Raw genomic sequence first — 17,241 nt, 5'->3', positions numbered from 1 at the left:
CAACATTTCTACCAAAAACGCACATAGATAGCGGTCACCAACAATAAAGTCACAACAATTAATGCCAATACGGATGGTTCTACTTTAAACATCGACCGATCCAATACAAAAGCTTTTGGATTAACCTTTGGTCCAAATAAGCTCACAGCAATCATAGCAATCATTGTAAATACAAATGCGAGTCCCATACATATCTGGAATGGTATTTCATAAACGCCCGCTTTGTTGAGATATGCCGTATAGATCCATGTCTCTGGTCCGAAAACCTTTGTTGCAAACTCATTGAAAAATATAGACAACGCAAATCCCGTAACAAGGCCTGTAATGGCGGCTGCACCTGTCGTCCTTTTCCAAAACATTCCTAGCAAAAACATCGCAAAAACACCCGGACTGATAAAGCCTGTATATTTTTGGATAAAAGTAAATCCTCCGGCGCCACCGATGCCCAGTGCATCATTCCAGGTAAATAAAACAGAAAGTAGAATAGAGATCACGATGGTTATCTTACCAACCCAGACCATTTTTGCTTCGCTCGCATCTTTATTGATGTATTTTTTAAAGATATCCAGTGTAAAGATCGTTGCGATACTATTGGCCTTTCCGGCCAATCCGGCCACAATAGCCGCTGTAAGCGCCGCCAGCGCAAGCCCTTTCATTCCATTGGGCAGATAGCCCAATATCGCTGAATATGCATTATCGGCGTGAAACACTCCTCCAGGAGCCATTTCGTGTTGTAACGCACCATTTTTGTATAGCACATAAGCGGCTATCCCCGGAAGCATAACGATAATTGGCATAAACAATTTTAGAAATCCCGCAAAAAGAATCCCTGTGCGTGCAGTCTTTAGATCGGCTCCCAAAGCGCGTTGTGTGATGTATTGATTACAACCCCAGTAATTTAGGTTGACAATCCAGATTCCGGCAAGGTACATTCCTATTCCAGGCAGCATCAGATACTTATTGATATCTTCCTGACTAGCTCCTGGCCCTGGTTTATCGACAAATAGGTTAAAATGCTCCGGCGAATCTTCCATCAATTTATTGAATCCAGCCAAGGCGTCTTGTCCCAAACCAAAATGTTCACTGACCAAGGTCAATGCCACATACGTCGTCGCTATACCGCCAATAATTAATACAACAACCTGAATCACATCTGTAAAACCAATAACACGCATTCCCCCCAGCGTAATGATGACGGCAAATACGGCTAAAGCAACTGTAATGGTGTGGAAGCTGTCGCCACCTCCGGCCATACTCGAAATGGCAATTGCCCCGAGATACAGGATAGATGTCAGATTGACAAAAACATACAAAAACAACCAGAAGATTGCCATGATGAGACTCGTCGTTTCATTGTATCGGTTGTTCAAAAACTGAGGCATCGTGAAAATCTTGTTTTTCAGATAGACCGGAATAAACCAAACCGCAACAATAATTAACGCTACCGCAGCAATGAGCTCGTAAGCAGCTACAGCAATACCGACCTCAAATCCATTGCCGCTCATGCCAATAAACTGTTCGGCAGAAATATTCGATGCGATCAATGAAGAGCCTATGGCCCACCAGGTCAGTGATCCTTCCGCCAGAAAGTAGTCCTTGCTGCTGCTTAAACTATTCGTCTTTTTACGATAAATCCAATAGCCATAGCCGGCTACAATAAAGAAGTAAATTACGAAGATGATGTAATCTACCGTTGCAAATTTTTCCATATTTCCCAAATTGGTTATTATCAATAAGCCATTTATACCGCGAAGAACAGGTATAAATGGCTTAGGTTATTATTTACCCAGTAAATAATAGAGTTCATTCCATTTCAATTGGTCTTCGAGTCTTGCTACCGTAGTGTCCTCGTCGATCAATACATATTCTAAACCCGCCATACGTGCAAAATCTTCCAGGTATTCGGGTGTTAAGCTCAAACTGTAGGCAGTATGGTGCGCACCCCCAGCCACAATCCAGGCACTGCAACCTGTTTTCATATCGGGCAGCGGTTTCCATAACACCCGTGCGACAGGAAGCTTAGGGAGTTCTTCTTCTACAGCAACACCTTGTACTTTGTTCACGATCAAACGGAAACGCGTTCCCATATCGACCAAAGAAGCATTCAATGCATCACCACTTTGGCCATTAAAAACCAAGCGAGCAGGATCTGCCTTGCCGCCAATGCCTAGTGGATGCACTTCTATTCGTGGTTTTCCAATTGCCAATGCGGGGTCCACTTCCAACATATGTGAGCCAAGTACCATGGGATTCTGCGGATCAAAATGATAGGTGTAGTCCTCCATAAATGCGGTCGTTCCCGCTAATCCTGCTCCCATCACTTTGCAAGCGCGCACCAAAGCCGGGGTCTTCCAATCCCCTTCGCCGGCAAAACCATACCCCTCAGCCATTAAACGTTGTACCGCCAAGCCCGGAAGTTGTACCATCCCATGCAGATCCTCAAAAGTATCCGTAAAACCTTTAAAGTTTCCTTGTTCCAAAAATTTCCGTAAGCCAATTTCTATTTTAGCAGCTTCGATGAGGTTAGTATGATATTCACCGCCAGCTTTCACATTTTCGGCAAGTTCATAAGTCGCTTCGTACTCCGCTAATAATGCCGCGATTTCCGCTTCCGTACTCGCATTGATAACCGCTACCAAATCACCAATCGCATAGGTGTTTACAGCGAAACCAAATTGCGACTCTGCCTCTACTTTATCGCCGTCCGTAACAGCCACATAACGCATGTTATCGCCAAATCGTGCAAATTTAGCACCTTGCCAGTCATGCCAGCCTGCGGCTGCACGCACCCAAACATTAATCCGTTCCAATACTTCCGCATCTTGCCAATGGCCAGTGACGACTTTACGCGCTATTTTTAAGCGGCTAACGATATGTCCAAATTCACGATCCCCATGTGCACTTTGGTTAAGGTTCATAAAATCCATATCGATACTATGCCACGGGATATCCTGGTTGTACTGCGTATGCAGATGCAACAATGGCTTTTGCAACGCTTTTAATCCTCGGATCCACATCTTTGCAGGTGAAAAGGTATGCATCCATGTAATGACCCCAATACAATTTTTTTCACTATTGGCGGCTGCCAATGTTGCATAAATCTCGTCTGTATTTTTTACGATCGGTTTATATTTTACCGCTACCGGAATCACCGCTCGGGTATCTAAATAATGGGCTATTTCTTCAGCATGTAGGGCCACTTGTCGTAAGGTCTCTTCACCATAAAGGTCTTGGCTTCCCACAACAAACCAGACTTCAAGCTCTTTTAAATTGATATTCATGTTAAATTGTAGTTTTTGCTATAGATTTTTTATTGAAATTATTGACCATAATAGGCATTGGCTCCATGCTTCCGCTCGTAATGCTTTTTGACCAGCGCAGACTTTAATCGAGGTGCATCCGGGTTGATCTGTTCTGTCAACCAAGCCATTTTCGCCACCTGTTCCAACACCGCACTGTTATAGACAGACTTTATTCCGGTTTTACCCCAAGCAAACGGCGCGTGGTTGCCAACCAGAATCATTTCCACTTCTTTATAGTCCAGCTTATTTTCGACAAAGTGATTGATAATTTGAAACCCCGTTTCATGTTCGTAGTTTCCGGCGATCATCTCATCGTGCATTGGTGGGGCACAAGGAATATCGACGGTCAAATGATCGGCATGTGTCGTTCCAAAAATGGGAATATCCCGCTGTGCCTGTGCCCATGCTGTCGCATAGGTGGAGTGTGTATGTGTTATACCGCCAATCTCTTTCCACTGTTTATACAATAGGGCATGGGTTTTCGTATCTGATGATGGTCGAAGATTCCCCTCAACCACATGACCATCAAAATCTACAATCACCATATGTTCCGGAGTAAGCTCCTCATAAGGGACCCCACTGGGTTTAATGGCAAAAACTTCATGGTGACGGTCAACAACACTCACATTTCCAAATGTAAAAAGCACCAATCCCAGCTGGGGCAATTGCATATTGCAATGGTAGGCTTCTTCTTTAATTGAATTATACATGATTAAAATTTGAATGGTTAAACAGTAATGGCGAGCGATTCCTTTCCTTCGACAAAAGCACCCAGCGCTTTGTAATGTTCATAACGCTCGGCATAAATGGACACCCATTTTTCCTCAGGGATATAAGTCCGTTCAAAACCTTGCCCCATTGCCTTCATGGCATCCTCTACCCGGTTATATAAACCAGCTGCTGTTGCGGCAAACATGGCTGCGCCAATGGCACAAGTCTGTTCACTTTTATGAATACGAATAGGCATATTCATCACATTGGCCATCATTTGCATAATAAAAGGTGATTTTTTTGCAACTCCGCCTAAACCGATCAAGCCTTTTACCGGAATACCCTGCTCCACGAAACGGTCAACAATAGCCTTTGCACCGAAACAGGTCGCTTCGACAATCGCTCTGAAGATCCGCGGCGCATCTGTTCCGAGGTGTAAGCCTGTGATCGCCCCTTTCAAGGATTGATCCGCATCCGGAGTTCGGCGGCCATTGAGCCAATCTAAAGCTAATTCTGATGTTTCTGTTACGGGAAGTAACGCAGCCTGCTCACTTAGACTGACCAATAGTTTCTCTTCCAACGCTGCGATCAATTGTTCGCGCGTTCGTTCATCGATCTCTTCAACATCTTGTATCAAATTTTTCGTTGGCCATAGCAACACCTGTTTCAGCCAGGCGTAAGCATCTCCAAATGCCGACTGACCAGCTTCCATACCTATCATTCCCGGTATAATGGAACCGTCTACCTGACCACAGATTCCCCTGACCAACGTATGCTGTACCTCTTCTTTTGGAGCAACTAACATATCACAGGTTGATGTCCCCATCACCTTACTCAGATAATAGGGCTCAATTTGTCCTCCAACTGCGCCCATGTGGCAGTCAAATGCACCTACACCAACAACAACTGATGTTGTAAGACCTAAACGTTGCGCCCATTCTTCCGAAAGCTGACCTGCAGATTGATCAGCAGTGTATGTTTCTGAAAACAGGCGATCAACCAAACCATCCAACAATGGGTCAAGTGTCGAAAAGAAAGAATTTGGAGGTAGGCCGTCAAATTCTTCAGCCCAAAGTGATTTATGACCCGCTGAACAAACCCCACGCTTCATAGCAGATACCTGTGTTCCTCCAGTCAATAGAAAAGGAATATAATCGCAATGCTCCACCCAGCTATAGGTGGCGGCACGGACCTTTTCATCAACCCGAAATACATGGAGTAATTTGGCCCAGAACCATTCCGAAGAGTATACACCGCCTACATACTTCAGATAATCCACCGAACTATTTTGATTGTGCAGGTTAATTTCTTTGGCCTCTCTAACGGCTGTATGATCTTTCCATAAGACAAACATGGCATTGGGGTTGTCTTTAAACTCGTCCAACAGCGCCAATGGAACGCCGGCTGCGTTGACAGCAACTGGAGTAGATCCTGTTGTATCCACGGAAATTGCTTTTACAGCTTTACCAATATTGTCGACTCCCGATTTGAGCAAGCAATCTTTAATTGTCGCTTCCAAGCCTTCGATATAATCCAACGGGTGCTGCCTAAACTGACTTAAAGCAGCATCACAATACGCCCCCCTTTTCCATCGCGGGTAGTAAAATACAGAAGAAGCTATCTCCTCGCCATTGTTAGCATCAACCAATACTGAACGGACCGAATCACTTCCATAGTCCACCCCAATGACATACGATTTATTCATTTTTGCTGAATTTGGTTTATAACTTATAATTGTCTCTAATGCCTTACTTTCCACTATCCCCCTTTCGAAGTTAGCCATGGAAAATAATTAGTGTCAAATAAACATTTATTTTTTTAAATATGAAAGAAAATTTTCATATTTAAAAAATAGAGCTAACTTCATAGCAGCAAATTATGGTTAACCCGAATTCCTGATATAGGGGTATAAATGCCTTTTAAAGGGATGTATCAGACAATTATTATACTTATTTTTAGCTATTTACTTTTTTACATAGTTTTGCTCGTGGAATAAATGGGGTGGTGTCAGATAAAAAGATAAAACGATAGACGATGGAATATTATAAAAAAGATTCAGGGATCCTTTTGGCAGTAGACTGCATCATATTTGGATTTAACGGCGAATCCCTTGAAGTACTTTTAATTAAACGTGATTTCGAACCAGAAAGAAATAAATGGAGTCTGATGGGTGGTTTCGTTCAATCCGACGAAAGTCCGGAAGAGGCCGCGAGCCGAGTACTCAAACAGCTAACAGGACTTGAAAATGTATACATGGAGCAATGTAGTGTATTCGGCGAACCTAATCGGGAACCTAGCGACCGGGTTGTCAGTATCTGTTATTTTGCATTGATTGACACACAGCAATATAAACATATCCTCAGCGACGATTACGAAGCCCAATGGTTTCCATTGCGGGAGCACCCAACACTGATCTTCGATCATGATCAAATGATCGCTTCGGCACAACACCGTCTACGCATGAAAGCGGCTTTGTATCCGATATTATTTGAACTGCTGCCCGAGAAATTCACGATTCCCCAAATTGCAGCACTTTATGAGGGTGTTTACAATATTGAGTTGGACAAGCGGAATTTCAGCCGAAAACTGCTTTCCTCAGACCTCATCATCAAACTGGAGGAAAAGGATAAGGAAAATTCAAAAAAAGGAGCCTACTATTTCAAACTAAACACGGCGATCTATAAGGAAAAGATCATGTCCTTTTTACGGTATTTGCCAAGTTGGTCGATCGAATCATAATAAAGTGACGGAAAATCAGGTATGTATTGGAATATATTTCACTTAACATTTTCGTTTTTTCAATAATTCCTTATATTTATCACAGGTATATCCTGGTTTTGCAATTTGGATAGGCTGGATTAACGCATTTTATAAAATAAACAACATGAGCAAATTGAGATTAGCATTTATATTCTTTACGATTTTATTTATTTCATCACATACATTACTGGAGGCACAAACTCCTACTGCGGCTCCCGCCACTACAGCAGCACAACAGGATAATGCTTTCAAGTACAGTCCGGATGGATTAAAAAAAGGAAGTTTGGCAAATCAATTTGACCACCTGAATTATATTTCGAAAAACAACTATGATTTCAAGATGGTGCGAAAAACCAATCTGGATATTGTGAAACGAAATGTCATAGATACCGTAGCAAAACTCCACAAGGAAATCAGCTCTTTAAAATCATCTTCAAGCAACTATACATCCAATACCAAAACTTTGCAAGATTCTATTCAGGTTTTAAAAGATCAGCTGGCGCAGGAGAAGGAAAAAACAGAAAGTTTTTCTTTCTTGGGCATCAATACCTCTAAAACTTTTTACAATACAGTTGTTTGGACGATCATTGCGGTATTGGCCGTAGCAGCATTTATCTTTTTATTTTCTTATCGGAAAGCGAAAGTGGACACGGTGGAATTCCAAAAGACAGCGGAGCAATCGCAAGAAGAATTCGCTACGTTCCGTAAAAAATCCATGGAAAAGGAACAGCTGCTCAAGCGCCAGTTGCAGGACGAACTAAATAAAAAAATATAGTCCTGCTTCTCATTAAAATAGCATATTTATTTTGATCGACCTGTAACGACTCCTTGAGGTACTCCGTTACAGGTCGATTTTATTTCATCAGGTACCATTCCTCAAAACAAACAAAAGATTCAACGAAGTAATGCAGTAAACTTCAAAAATACCTAGCCGAATAAAAGAGAAAAACTATATTTGCAGGTATAGAAATCGAAACATACAGAATTACAATAGATAACATTTTGACCTACATTAATAAAATTGTAATTTAATTGCAAATTCTATTTGTTTTTAAAAACGAATAACCTTATTTTTGCTGACCAAAAAAGAGGCCTTTTATGTCTCTTATATAAAATTGATTAATAAATATTTAGTCCCTATAATATGCCCAAGATTGGTAAAATAGCGCAGATTATCGGCCCAGTTGTTGACGTCAACTTCGCCGACAGTGAAAATCTACCTAAAATTTACGATGCATTGTACATTCAAAAAGAAAATGGACAACGTGTTGTATTAGAAGTTCAACAACACTTAGGTCAGGATCGTGTACGTACAATTGCCATGGACGCAACTGAAGGTTTAGTTCGCGGAATGGAAGTTGTCGATACTGGTGCTCCTATCAAAATGCCTGTTGGTGAAGAAATCAAAGGTCGTGTATTCAATGTAGTTGGTGATGCCATAGACGGGATCCAAAATTTGAATAAAGAGAATGGTCGTCCTATCCACAACGTACCTCCTAAATTCGAAGATTTGTCAACTGAATCCGAAGTACTTTTTACTGGTATCAAAGTTATTGACCTTTTAGAGCCATATGCTAAAGGTGGTAAAATTGGTTTATTCGGTGGTGCCGGTGTAGGTAAAACTGTATTAATCCAAGAATTAATCAACAATATCGCAAAAGGTCACGGTGGTCTTTCTGTATTCGCCGGTGTAGGTGAACGTACACGTGAGGGTAATGACTTATTGCGCGAGATGTTGGAGTCTGGTATCATCAAATATGGTGAGCACTTTATGGAAGGCATGGAAAAAGGCGAATGGCCTTTGGAAACTGTTGACCACGAACTGATGAAAGATTCAAAATGTACTTTCGTATTCGGTCAAATGAACGAGCCTCCTGGGGCACGTGCACGTGTTGCTTTATCAGGTTTGACAGTAGCGGAATACTTCCGTGACGGTGATGGCGAAGGTCAAGGCCGTGACGTATTATTCTTCATTGATAACATCTTCCGTTTTACACAAGCAGGTTCTGAAGTATCTGCCCTATTGGGTCGTATGCCTTCAGCCGTAGGTTACCAACCAACATTGGCAACTGAGATGGGTTTAATGCAAGAGCGCATCACTTCAACTAAAAACGGTTCAATCACTTCGGTTCAAGCCGTATATGTACCTGCCGATGACTTAACTGACCCTGCTCCAGCGACAACTTTCGCTCACTTGGATGCAACGACAGTATTGTCTCGTAAAATTGCTGAGTTAGGTATCTACCCTGCTGTGGATCCTTTGGATTCTACATCACGTATCCTTTCTCCTGCCGTTTTAGGTAACGAACACTATAATACTGCACAACGTGTAAAAGAAATTCTTCAACGTTATAAAGAATTACAAGATATCATCGCCATTTTAGGTATGGACGAATTATCGGAAGAAGATAAATTAACAGTACACCGCGCACGTCGTGTACAACGTTTCTTATCTCAACCTTTCCACGTTGCAGAACAATTTACAGGTTTAAAAGGTGTATTGGTAGACATCAAAGATACCATCAAAGGTTTCAATATGATCATTGACGGTGAAGTAGATGAGTACCCTGAAGCTGCCTTCAACTTAGTCGGTAACATTGATGATGCTATCGAAAAAGGTAAAAAATTATTAGCAGAAGCAGTTTAATCTAGATTATATCTAAGAATAATGAAGTTAACAATTATCACTCCAGACAAATTAGCATTCGAAGGCGAAGTAACTTCAGTTACTGTACCGGGCTCTGCGGGTTCTTTTCAAATTTTAAAAGATCACGCTGCCATTGTTTCTACTTTGGAAGATGGAAAAGTAATTATTCAACAAGGTAAAGGTGAACAGGAAGTGTTCATTAAAGGTGGTGTTGTGGAAGCAAAAAACAATGTCATTACCGTGCTTGCTGAAGGAATTATCGGAGATTAAATCAAATCGATTTTATAAAATCTAAAAAGCTTCCGATAGAAATATCGGAAGCTTTTTTTTAAAATTTTTTTTGACATTTTCTTCATTTTAGGAAGAAAATCAACCATTGTAACAAAAAATAATTTTTCAACCGTGTAGACCAATTTTAAATATGGTATGCGACTAACAAAATATAAAACCGAATAAAAGGCATTATTAAAAAATAAAATTTCATAAAAACACACTTAATGAAATTTTATTCTAAATGCAAAATTAGCACTTTACCTATTGCCAATTATTGTAATTCCTGCTACCTTGAGGAAATGAAAATCGAAAGTTTTTATAGAAGCTCGAGATAGCATGATTTACCACCAATATTACAACAAAGGGAACTACTATCATCAGGTAAATTTTGGGTTATGAAATATTACGATAAAAACACATTGATCTATTTAGATGGAGCTTTTGTAAAAGCTTCCGAGGCTGCATTGGATCCCTTTGCACAGTCATTGCATTATGGGTATGCGGTGTTCGATGGTTTACGTGCGTATAACACCCACAATGGACCACGTATCTTTAAAGCTGACAAGCATTTCGATCGCTTAAAGAGATCATGTGAAGCCGTTAATATCCCCTATCGCTGGAGCAACCGAGAGCTGATCGACATCTGTTATGAGCTCTTGGCCAACAACAACCTAAGAGAAGCTTATATACGTCCTTTGGTATTGACTGGTTCAAATATGCATCTCACCTCATCAACCGAAGCAACCCTCATGATGGCAGCATGGGAATGGGGTCCATATCTTGGTCAAAACCTATTAAAGGTATGTATCTCTGATATCAAAAGACCCAATCCAAAATCCTTTAAAATTGACTCGAAGATCTCTGGGCAGTATGTTAACTCCATTCTTGCGACAACAGAAGCCATCAGGAAAGGCTACGACGAAGCTTTAATGCTCGACCACGAAGGCTACGTTGCCCAAGCATCCAGTGAAAATATTTTCATCGAAAAGAATTTCAAAATCTATACGCCGCCAGCGAAGAATATCTTTCCGGGCATTACACGCCAGACGGTAAAAAACATTTGTAAAAAATTAAACTTCGAAGTCATTGAAAAGCAATTGACGGTAGAGGATATTTACACTGCTGACAGCGCTTTCTTATGTGGAACTGCGGCATAAATTATCGGAATCAAACAAGTCGATGATGTCATCTACAAAGAAGCCTGGGAACACAGCATAGGTGCATCAATCCAAAGAAGATATAAAAATTTAGTATTAGAGAACGAAAATTATGAAGTCATCATCTAACGGCGAAAACACAATGAACAAATACAGCCGTACATTTACACAAGACGAAACGCAACCTGCTGCAAAAGCAATGCTTTATGGTATCGGTCTTACAGATGCCGACATGGACAAAGCACAGGTCGGTATTGCCAGCATGGGATATGATGGTAATACGTGTAATATGCACTTAAATGATTTGGCACAAATCGTCAAGAAGGGCGTTTGGAACAATGATTTAGTGGGTTTGACCTTTGGAACTATTGGCGTGAGTGACGGTATGAGCAATGGTACCGATGGAATGCGTTATTCGTTGGTAAGCCGTGATGTAATCGCTGATAGTATCGAAACGATCTGTGGCGGACAATATTATGATGGCTTGATCTCTATTCCTGGCTGTGACAAAAACATGCCTGGTGCTATTATGGCCATGGCCCGTTTGGATCGTCCTTCTCTAATGGTATATGGTGGTACCATCGCTCCAGGACACTATAAAGGTGAAGAATTAAACATTGTGTCTGCATTTGAAGCATTGGGACAACGCATCTGCGGAAATCTTTCCGATGAAGACTATGAAGGCATTATCAAACATACCTGCCCTGGTGCTGGTGCTTGTGGCGGAATGTATACCGCAAATACCATGGCTTCGGCAATTGAAGCCTTGGGAATGAGTTTACCCTACTCATCTTCCAATCCGGCGATCTCGGAAGAAAAGAAAAATGAATGTTTAGAAGCAGGTCGACATATCCGCACGCTGCTTGAGAAAGATATCAAACCCTCTGATATCATGACACGTAAAGCATTTGAGAACGCGCTACGTACCATTGTTATCTTGGGCGGTAGTACCAATGCTGTACTTCACTTTATTGCAATAGGCAAAGCCGTAGGCGTAGACATCACGCAAGACGACTTCCAACGCATGAGTGATGAAACCCCGGTATTAGCTGACTTTAAACCGTCGGGTAAATACTTGATGCAAGATCTTCAGCAATTTGGCGGAACACCTGCTGTCATGAAATATCTTTTAAATGAAGGTTTATTACATGGTGACTGTATCACGGTAACAGGAAAAACGGTCGCTGAGAACTTGGCTGATGTTAAATCAATCATGGAATATGACCAACCGATTATCAAACCCTTGAGCGATCCAATCAAGGCTACAGGACACTTACAGATTCTTTATGGGAACTTAGCAGAGAAAGGTTCTGTTGCCAAGATCTCCGGTAAAGAAGGTGAAAAATTCACTGGTCCTGCACGCGTATTCGATGGAGAGCATGATTTAGTGGCCGGTATTGCATCTGGTAGAATCAAACCAGGAGATGTTGTCGTGATCAAAAATGAAGGTCCTGTTGGAGCGCCAGGCATGCCTGAAATGCTTAAACCAACCTCCTTGATTATTGGTGCCGGTCTTGGTAAATCTGTTGCTTTAATTACCGATGGCCGTTTCTCAGGTGGAACACATGGTTTTGTCGTAGGGCATATCACACCAGAATCTTACAAAGGCGGATTAATTGGTCTTGTACATGATGATGACATTATAGAGATCGATGCGGTAAATAACAGCATCAATGTGCTGCTTTCCGATGAAGAGATCGCGCAACGACGTGCCGCTTGGGTACAACCAGCGTTAAAAGTTAACAAAGGAGTTTTATACAAATACGCTAAAACTGTTGCCGATGCCTCAGAAGGCTGCGTAACGGATCAGTAGAAAATAAAAAACAGAGACATTAAGCAGATAAAGACCTAAACAATCGATGCTTAATGTCTCAGATCTAATATCTAAATACTAAAAAGACTGAATAATCAACAATAAAAAAATCAACGTAATGAGTACACTGGAAATAACAGAAAATAAGGCCGCTACAGCGCAGCAAACTCCGACACAAATTTCGGGATCGAAAGCTGTATTGGAGGCCTTATTGAGCGAAGGAGTTGATACCGTATTTGGTTATCCTGGAGGCGCAATTATGCCGATCTATGATGCCCTTTATGATTATACGGATCGTCTGAAGCATATTTTAGTGCGCCATGAACAAGGTGGAATCCACGCGGCGCAAGGTTATGCAAGAACTTCAGGTCGTACAGGCGTCGTCTTTGCGACAAGTGGTCCTGGAGCAACAAACCTAGTTACTGGACTGGCTGATGCCATGATCGATAGTAACCCTATCGTCTGTGTCACAGGTCAGGTCTTTGCTTCACTCTTGGGAACAGATGCTTTTCAGGAAACAGATGTCATCAATATCACGGCACCCGTCACCAAATGGAACTACCAAGTCACCGACGCAACTGAAATTCCAGCTGCACTCGCAAAAGCATTTTATATTGCCAGCACAGGTCGTCCAGGACCGGTATTGATCGATATCACTAAAAATGCACAAATGCAATTGTTCGATTACTTCGGTTATGAAAAATGCAACCACGTACGTAGCTATAGACCTGCACCACAAGTTCGTAAAGAATATGTTGAGCAGGCAGCCGAGTTAATCAACAATGCAAAAAAACCATTTGTTCTTTTTGGACAAGGCATCATTCTTGGAAAAGCAGAGGAAGAATTCAAAGCTTTTATTGAGAAAACCGGCATTCCTTCGGCATCGACTGTTATGGGCTTAAGTGCACTTCCAACGGATCACAAACTTCACGTAGGGATGTTGGGTATGCATGGTAACTATGCACCAAATGTCATGACCAATGAATGTGATGTTTTAATAGCTATCGGTATGCGTTTCGATGACCGTGTAACAGGTCGTTTGGACAAATATGCCAAACAGGCAAAAGTAATCCATTTGGATATAGACCCGGCAGAGATTGACAAAAACGTACAGACAACCGTACCTGTATGGGGTGACTGTAAGGAGTCACTTCCAATGCTGACGGAATTGGTAAACGCTACAGATCACTCCGCATGGCTTGCACAATTCCGTGAACTTGAAAAAGAAGAAATCAAAGAAGTCATCCAAAATGAACTTCACCCACAAACCGATATTATGACCATGGGTGAGGTCATCAATGTGTTGAATGAATTGACAGGCGGTGATGCGATCATTACAACGGACGTCGGTCAACACCAAATGGTAACTTGTCGCTATGCTAAATTCAACAACAGCAAATCGAATGTAACCTCAGGGGGCTTAGGAACGATGGGCTTTGGTCTTCCGGCCGCAATCGGTGCCTGGTATGGCGCGCCAGAGAAAACTGTCGTAGCAATCATCGGTGATGGTGGTATACAAATGACGATCCAGGAGCTGGGAACAATTATGCAATTTGGTGCAAAAGTCAAAATCATGATCCTCAACAATGAGTTCTTGGGCATGGTACGCCAGTGGCAGCAATTGTTTCATGACAAACGTTATTCATTCGTGAATATCACGAGTCCTGACTTTGTTGCTGTTGCGAAAGGCTATTACATCGACGGTCAGAAGATTTCGGAACGTAAAGACTTACGTAATGCACTGAAAACCATGATTGATCACGACGGAGCATATCTATTGGAAGTGATGGTAGGTAAGGAAAACAATGTATTTCCAATGGTTGCACAAGGAACATCGGTATCTGAGATACGTTTAAAGTAGAATTTGACATGGAAAAACAAGAATATACCATCACCCTATATACAGAGAATTCAATCGGTCTTATCGGTCGGATCTCAACAATCTTTTCAAGAAGAAAAATCAATATTGAAAGCTTGAATACTTCTCCTTCTGAAGTAGAAGGAATACATCGTTTTACCATCGTAATCACGGAGGCTGAAGATGTTCTGCGTAAGCTTTGTCGTCAACTGGAAAAACAGATTGATATCCTCAAGGCCTATTACAACACCAATGATGAAGTGATCTGGCAAGAACAGGCGCTGTATAAAGTGCCTGCGGATGTGGTCAATGAAAAAGTATATGTAGAACGTTTATTACGTCAATATGGTGCCAATGTTGTTGTGATCCGCAACGACTATATTGTCTTTGAAACTGCAGGTCACCGCGAGGAGATCGATAAGTTGACAGAAGAATTGACCAAATATGGTTTGATCGAATTTGTCCGTGGCGCACGTATCGCCATCATTAAAGATAGTGCAGGTTTCCATTCCAAATTGGTTCAGTTTGAAGCCAAGGAACCATCGATAGAAATTGTAGAGAACGAGTATCTCGACAAAAGAGATGACGTATTTACGATGTAAGTTTTAATAGTATTATGCAAGAGACATTTAAATTTATCTTAAAGTCACGTCAAAAATTCATTGAATTACTTGACGGTCTTTCCATTGAACAACTTAACAAAATTCCCGCAGGATTTAACAACAATATCATCTGGAATTTTGCCCACATTGTCGTCAGTACACAGACCTTAGTTTATGTCCGTACAGGAATCAAGGCCGATACGACTTGGGTAAAATATAACGAAGATTATAAAAAAGACACCAAGCCAACCCGCTTTGTTGAACAAGCAGAGATCGATGAATTGAAAGAAATCGCAATCCACAGTATCGAGCAAATTGCAGCTGATTATGAAAATGGTGTTTTCGGAGAAATCACTTCCTTTTCAACAGCAACCTATGGTTATCCGTTGGAGACTATTGAAGAAGTGATTGCCCTGACATCAGGACATGACAATGTTCATTTTGGGTACGCCATGGCTCAACGCAGATTAGTATAATAATTAAAATAAATAATCAACAACCCATAACAGAAAGAAAGTAAAACAATGGCAAATTATTTCAACACCTTACCGCTTAGAGAGCAGTTAGAACAATTAAGTCACGCTGAATTCATGGACAACACTGAATTCACAGATGGTGTAAATGCTTTAAAAGGTAAAAAAATCGTAATCGTAGGATGTGGTGCGCAAGGCTTGAACCAAGGTTTAAACCTAAGAGATAGCGGACTGGACGTTTCTTATGCTTTGCGTAAAGAAGCTATTGAACAAAAAAGAGATTCTTGGAAAAACGCTACGGACAACAACTTTAACGTAGGCACTTACGAAGAATTGATCCCATCTGCGGATTTAGTTATCAACTTGACTCCAGATAAACAACATACTTCAGTAATCAACGCTGTCATGCCGTTAATGAAAGAAGGTGCTACATTATCGTATTCACACGGTTTCAACATCGTTGAAGAAGGTATGCAAATCCGTAAAGATATCACTGTCATCATGGTTGCTCCAAAATGTCCAGGTTCTGAGGTTCGCGCAGAGTACCTTCGTGGTTTTGGTGTTCCTACCTTAATCGCTGTTCACCCAGAGAATGATCCGCAAGGAAAAGGCTGGGCTGAAGCAAAAGCATACTGCGTAGGAACAGGTGGACATAAAGCCGGTGTATTGAAATCTTCATTCGTAGCCGAGGTAAAATCAGATTTAATGGGTGAGCAAACGATTCTTTGTGGATTGTTGCAAACAGGTTCGATCTTATCTTTCGACAAAATGATCGAGAAAGGTATCGAAGCTGGTTACGCATCCAAATTGGTACAATACGGTGTAGAAGTTATCACTGAAGCCTTGAAACATGGTGGCGTAAGCGGTATGATGGACCGTTTGAGCAATCCTGCAAAAGTAAAAGCCTTTGAGATCTCTGAAGAATTGAAAGATATCATGCGTCCTTTATTCCAAAAACACCAAGATGATATCATGTCAGGTCACTTTAGCAAGACCATGATGGAAGACTGGGCAAATGGTGATGCGAATTTATTGAAATGGAGAGCCGAAACAGGTGAAACTGCATTCGAAAAGACACCTGCTGGTGATGTTAAAATCAACGAACAAGAATACTTTGACAACTATACACTGATGGTTGCTTTCATCCGTGCAGGTGTTGAATTGGCATTCGAAACAATGGTTGAAGCAGGTATCAAACCAGAATCAGCATATTATGAATCATTGCACGAAACACCATTGATCGCTAACACAATCGCTCGCAAGAAATTGTTCGAAATGAACCGTGTTATCTCTGATACAGCAGAATACGGTTGTTACCTATTCGACCAAGCTTGTAAACCTTTGTTGGCCGACTTCATGAAAACTGTTGATACTGATCTCGTAGGTAAAAACTTCAATGAAGGTAGAGATGCTGCAGTTGATAACGCACAATTAGTTGTCATCAATGAAATTCTACGCGATCACCCTGTAGAAATCGTCGGTCGCAAATTGCGCAAAGCGATGACTGCAATGAAAGCCATCAAAACTGTTTAAAAGTCCATACGAAATTATACATGCTCCAAAAATCATGAATATTTCGTAATTTAGTATATCGAAATCAAGGTGATATTGAGACATTTGCAATATCACCTTGGTTCATATAAAA

Annotated in this window: 14 protein-coding genes; 10 read left to right on the top strand and 4 right to left on the bottom strand. The window is 41.3% G+C overall.

Translation table 11 applies throughout. From position 1 onward, the window contains the following. Nucleotides 1-8: 8 nt before the first annotated feature. From IQ31_RS06810 to IQ31_RS06795, 4 genes are all read right to left on the bottom strand, one after another. The gene (locus IQ31_RS06810; protein WP_112374965.1) at nt 9-1,709 is read right to left on the bottom strand and encodes a sodium:solute symporter family transporter; all 1,701 of its coding nucleotides are present in this window, start codon (nt 1,707-1,709) and stop codon (nt 9-11) included. Nucleotides 1,710-1,778: 69 nt separating this feature from the next. Further along, the gene (gene araA / locus IQ31_RS06805) at nt 1,779-3,281 is read right to left on the bottom strand and encodes an L-arabinose isomerase (RefSeq protein WP_145327533.1); all 1,503 of its coding nucleotides are present in this window, start codon (nt 3,279-3,281) and stop codon (nt 1,779-1,781) included. Between the two features lie 38 nt (nt 3,282-3,319). Further along, entirely contained in the window at nt 3,320-4,012 is a 693-nt protein-coding gene (locus IQ31_RS06800) for an L-ribulose-5-phosphate 4-epimerase (RefSeq protein WP_145327532.1), read from the bottom strand. A gap of 17 nt (nt 4,013-4,029) precedes the next feature. Then, nucleotides 4,030-5,718 (bottom strand): ribulokinase, encoded by a 1,689-nt coding sequence (locus IQ31_RS06795; RefSeq protein WP_145327531.1) that lies wholly within the window; start codon nt 5,716-5,718, stop codon nt 4,030-4,032. A 329-nt stretch (nt 5,719-6,047) separates the two neighbouring features. Here IQ31_RS06795 and IQ31_RS06790 point away from each other — a divergent pair, with 329 nt between their 5' ends. The 10 genes from IQ31_RS06790 (at nt 6,048) to ilvC (ending at nt 17,129) form a co-directional block, all read left to right on the top strand. Beyond that, on the top strand, nt 6,048-6,752 hold the full coding sequence (locus IQ31_RS06790; RefSeq protein ID WP_070570142.1) for an NUDIX hydrolase: 705 nt from the start codon (nt 6,048-6,050) through the stop codon (nt 6,750-6,752). A gap of 145 nt (nt 6,753-6,897) precedes the next feature. Then, entirely contained in the window at nt 6,898-7,548 is a 651-nt protein-coding gene (locus tag IQ31_RS06785; RefSeq protein ID WP_070570144.1) for a hypothetical protein, read from the top strand. Between the two features lie 369 nt (nt 7,549-7,917). Then, complete coding sequence (gene atpD, locus IQ31_RS06780) at nt 7,918-9,420, top strand: F0F1 ATP synthase subunit beta (protein WP_070570146.1); 1,503 nt, start codon at nt 7,918-7,920, stop codon at nt 9,418-9,420. 21 nt (nt 9,421-9,441) lie between these two features. Beyond that, the gene (gene atpC, locus IQ31_RS06775) at nt 9,442-9,690 is read left to right on the top strand and encodes an ATP synthase F1 subunit epsilon (protein WP_145327530.1); all 249 of its coding nucleotides are present in this window, start codon (nt 9,442-9,444) and stop codon (nt 9,688-9,690) included. Between the two features lie 398 nt (nt 9,691-10,088). Then, the gene (gene ilvE, locus IQ31_RS06770) at nt 10,089-10,850 is read left to right on the top strand and encodes a branched-chain-amino-acid transaminase (protein ID WP_244294388.1); all 762 of its coding nucleotides are present in this window, start codon (nt 10,089-10,091) and stop codon (nt 10,848-10,850) included. 112 nt (nt 10,851-10,962) lie between these two features. Then, nucleotides 10,963-12,663: a dihydroxy-acid dehydratase gene (ilvD, locus tag IQ31_RS06765; protein WP_145327529.1), complete on the top strand. Its 1,701-nt coding sequence runs from the start codon at nt 10,963-10,965 to the stop codon at nt 12,661-12,663. Nucleotides 12,664-12,781: 118 nt separating this feature from the next. After that, the gene (ilvB, locus tag IQ31_RS06760; protein WP_145327528.1) at nt 12,782-14,524 is read left to right on the top strand and encodes a biosynthetic-type acetolactate synthase large subunit; all 1,743 of its coding nucleotides are present in this window, start codon (nt 12,782-12,784) and stop codon (nt 14,522-14,524) included. Nucleotides 14,525-14,532: 8 nt separating this feature from the next. Continuing rightward, complete coding sequence (ilvN, locus tag IQ31_RS06755; protein ID WP_070570155.1) at nt 14,533-15,123, top strand: acetolactate synthase small subunit; 591 nt, start codon at nt 14,533-14,535, stop codon at nt 15,121-15,123. A 14-nt stretch (nt 15,124-15,137) separates the two neighbouring features. Further along, the gene (locus IQ31_RS06750; RefSeq protein ID WP_244294387.1) at nt 15,138-15,599 is read left to right on the top strand and encodes a DinB family protein; all 462 of its coding nucleotides are present in this window, start codon (nt 15,138-15,140) and stop codon (nt 15,597-15,599) included. 48 nt (nt 15,600-15,647) lie between these two features. Beyond that, nucleotides 15,648-17,129, top strand: coding sequence for a ketol-acid reductoisomerase (gene ilvC, locus IQ31_RS06745; protein WP_075994367.1), 1,482 nt, complete (start codon nt 15,648-15,650; stop codon nt 17,127-17,129). Nucleotides 17,130-17,241 lie beyond the last annotated feature (112 nt).

It is taken from the genome of Sphingobacterium siyangense (assembly GCF_007830445.1).
Lineage (GTDB): Bacteria > Bacteroidota > Bacteroidia > Sphingobacteriales > Sphingobacteriaceae > Sphingobacterium > Sphingobacterium siyangense.
This window is presented reverse-complemented; position numbering and strand designations above follow the sequence as displayed.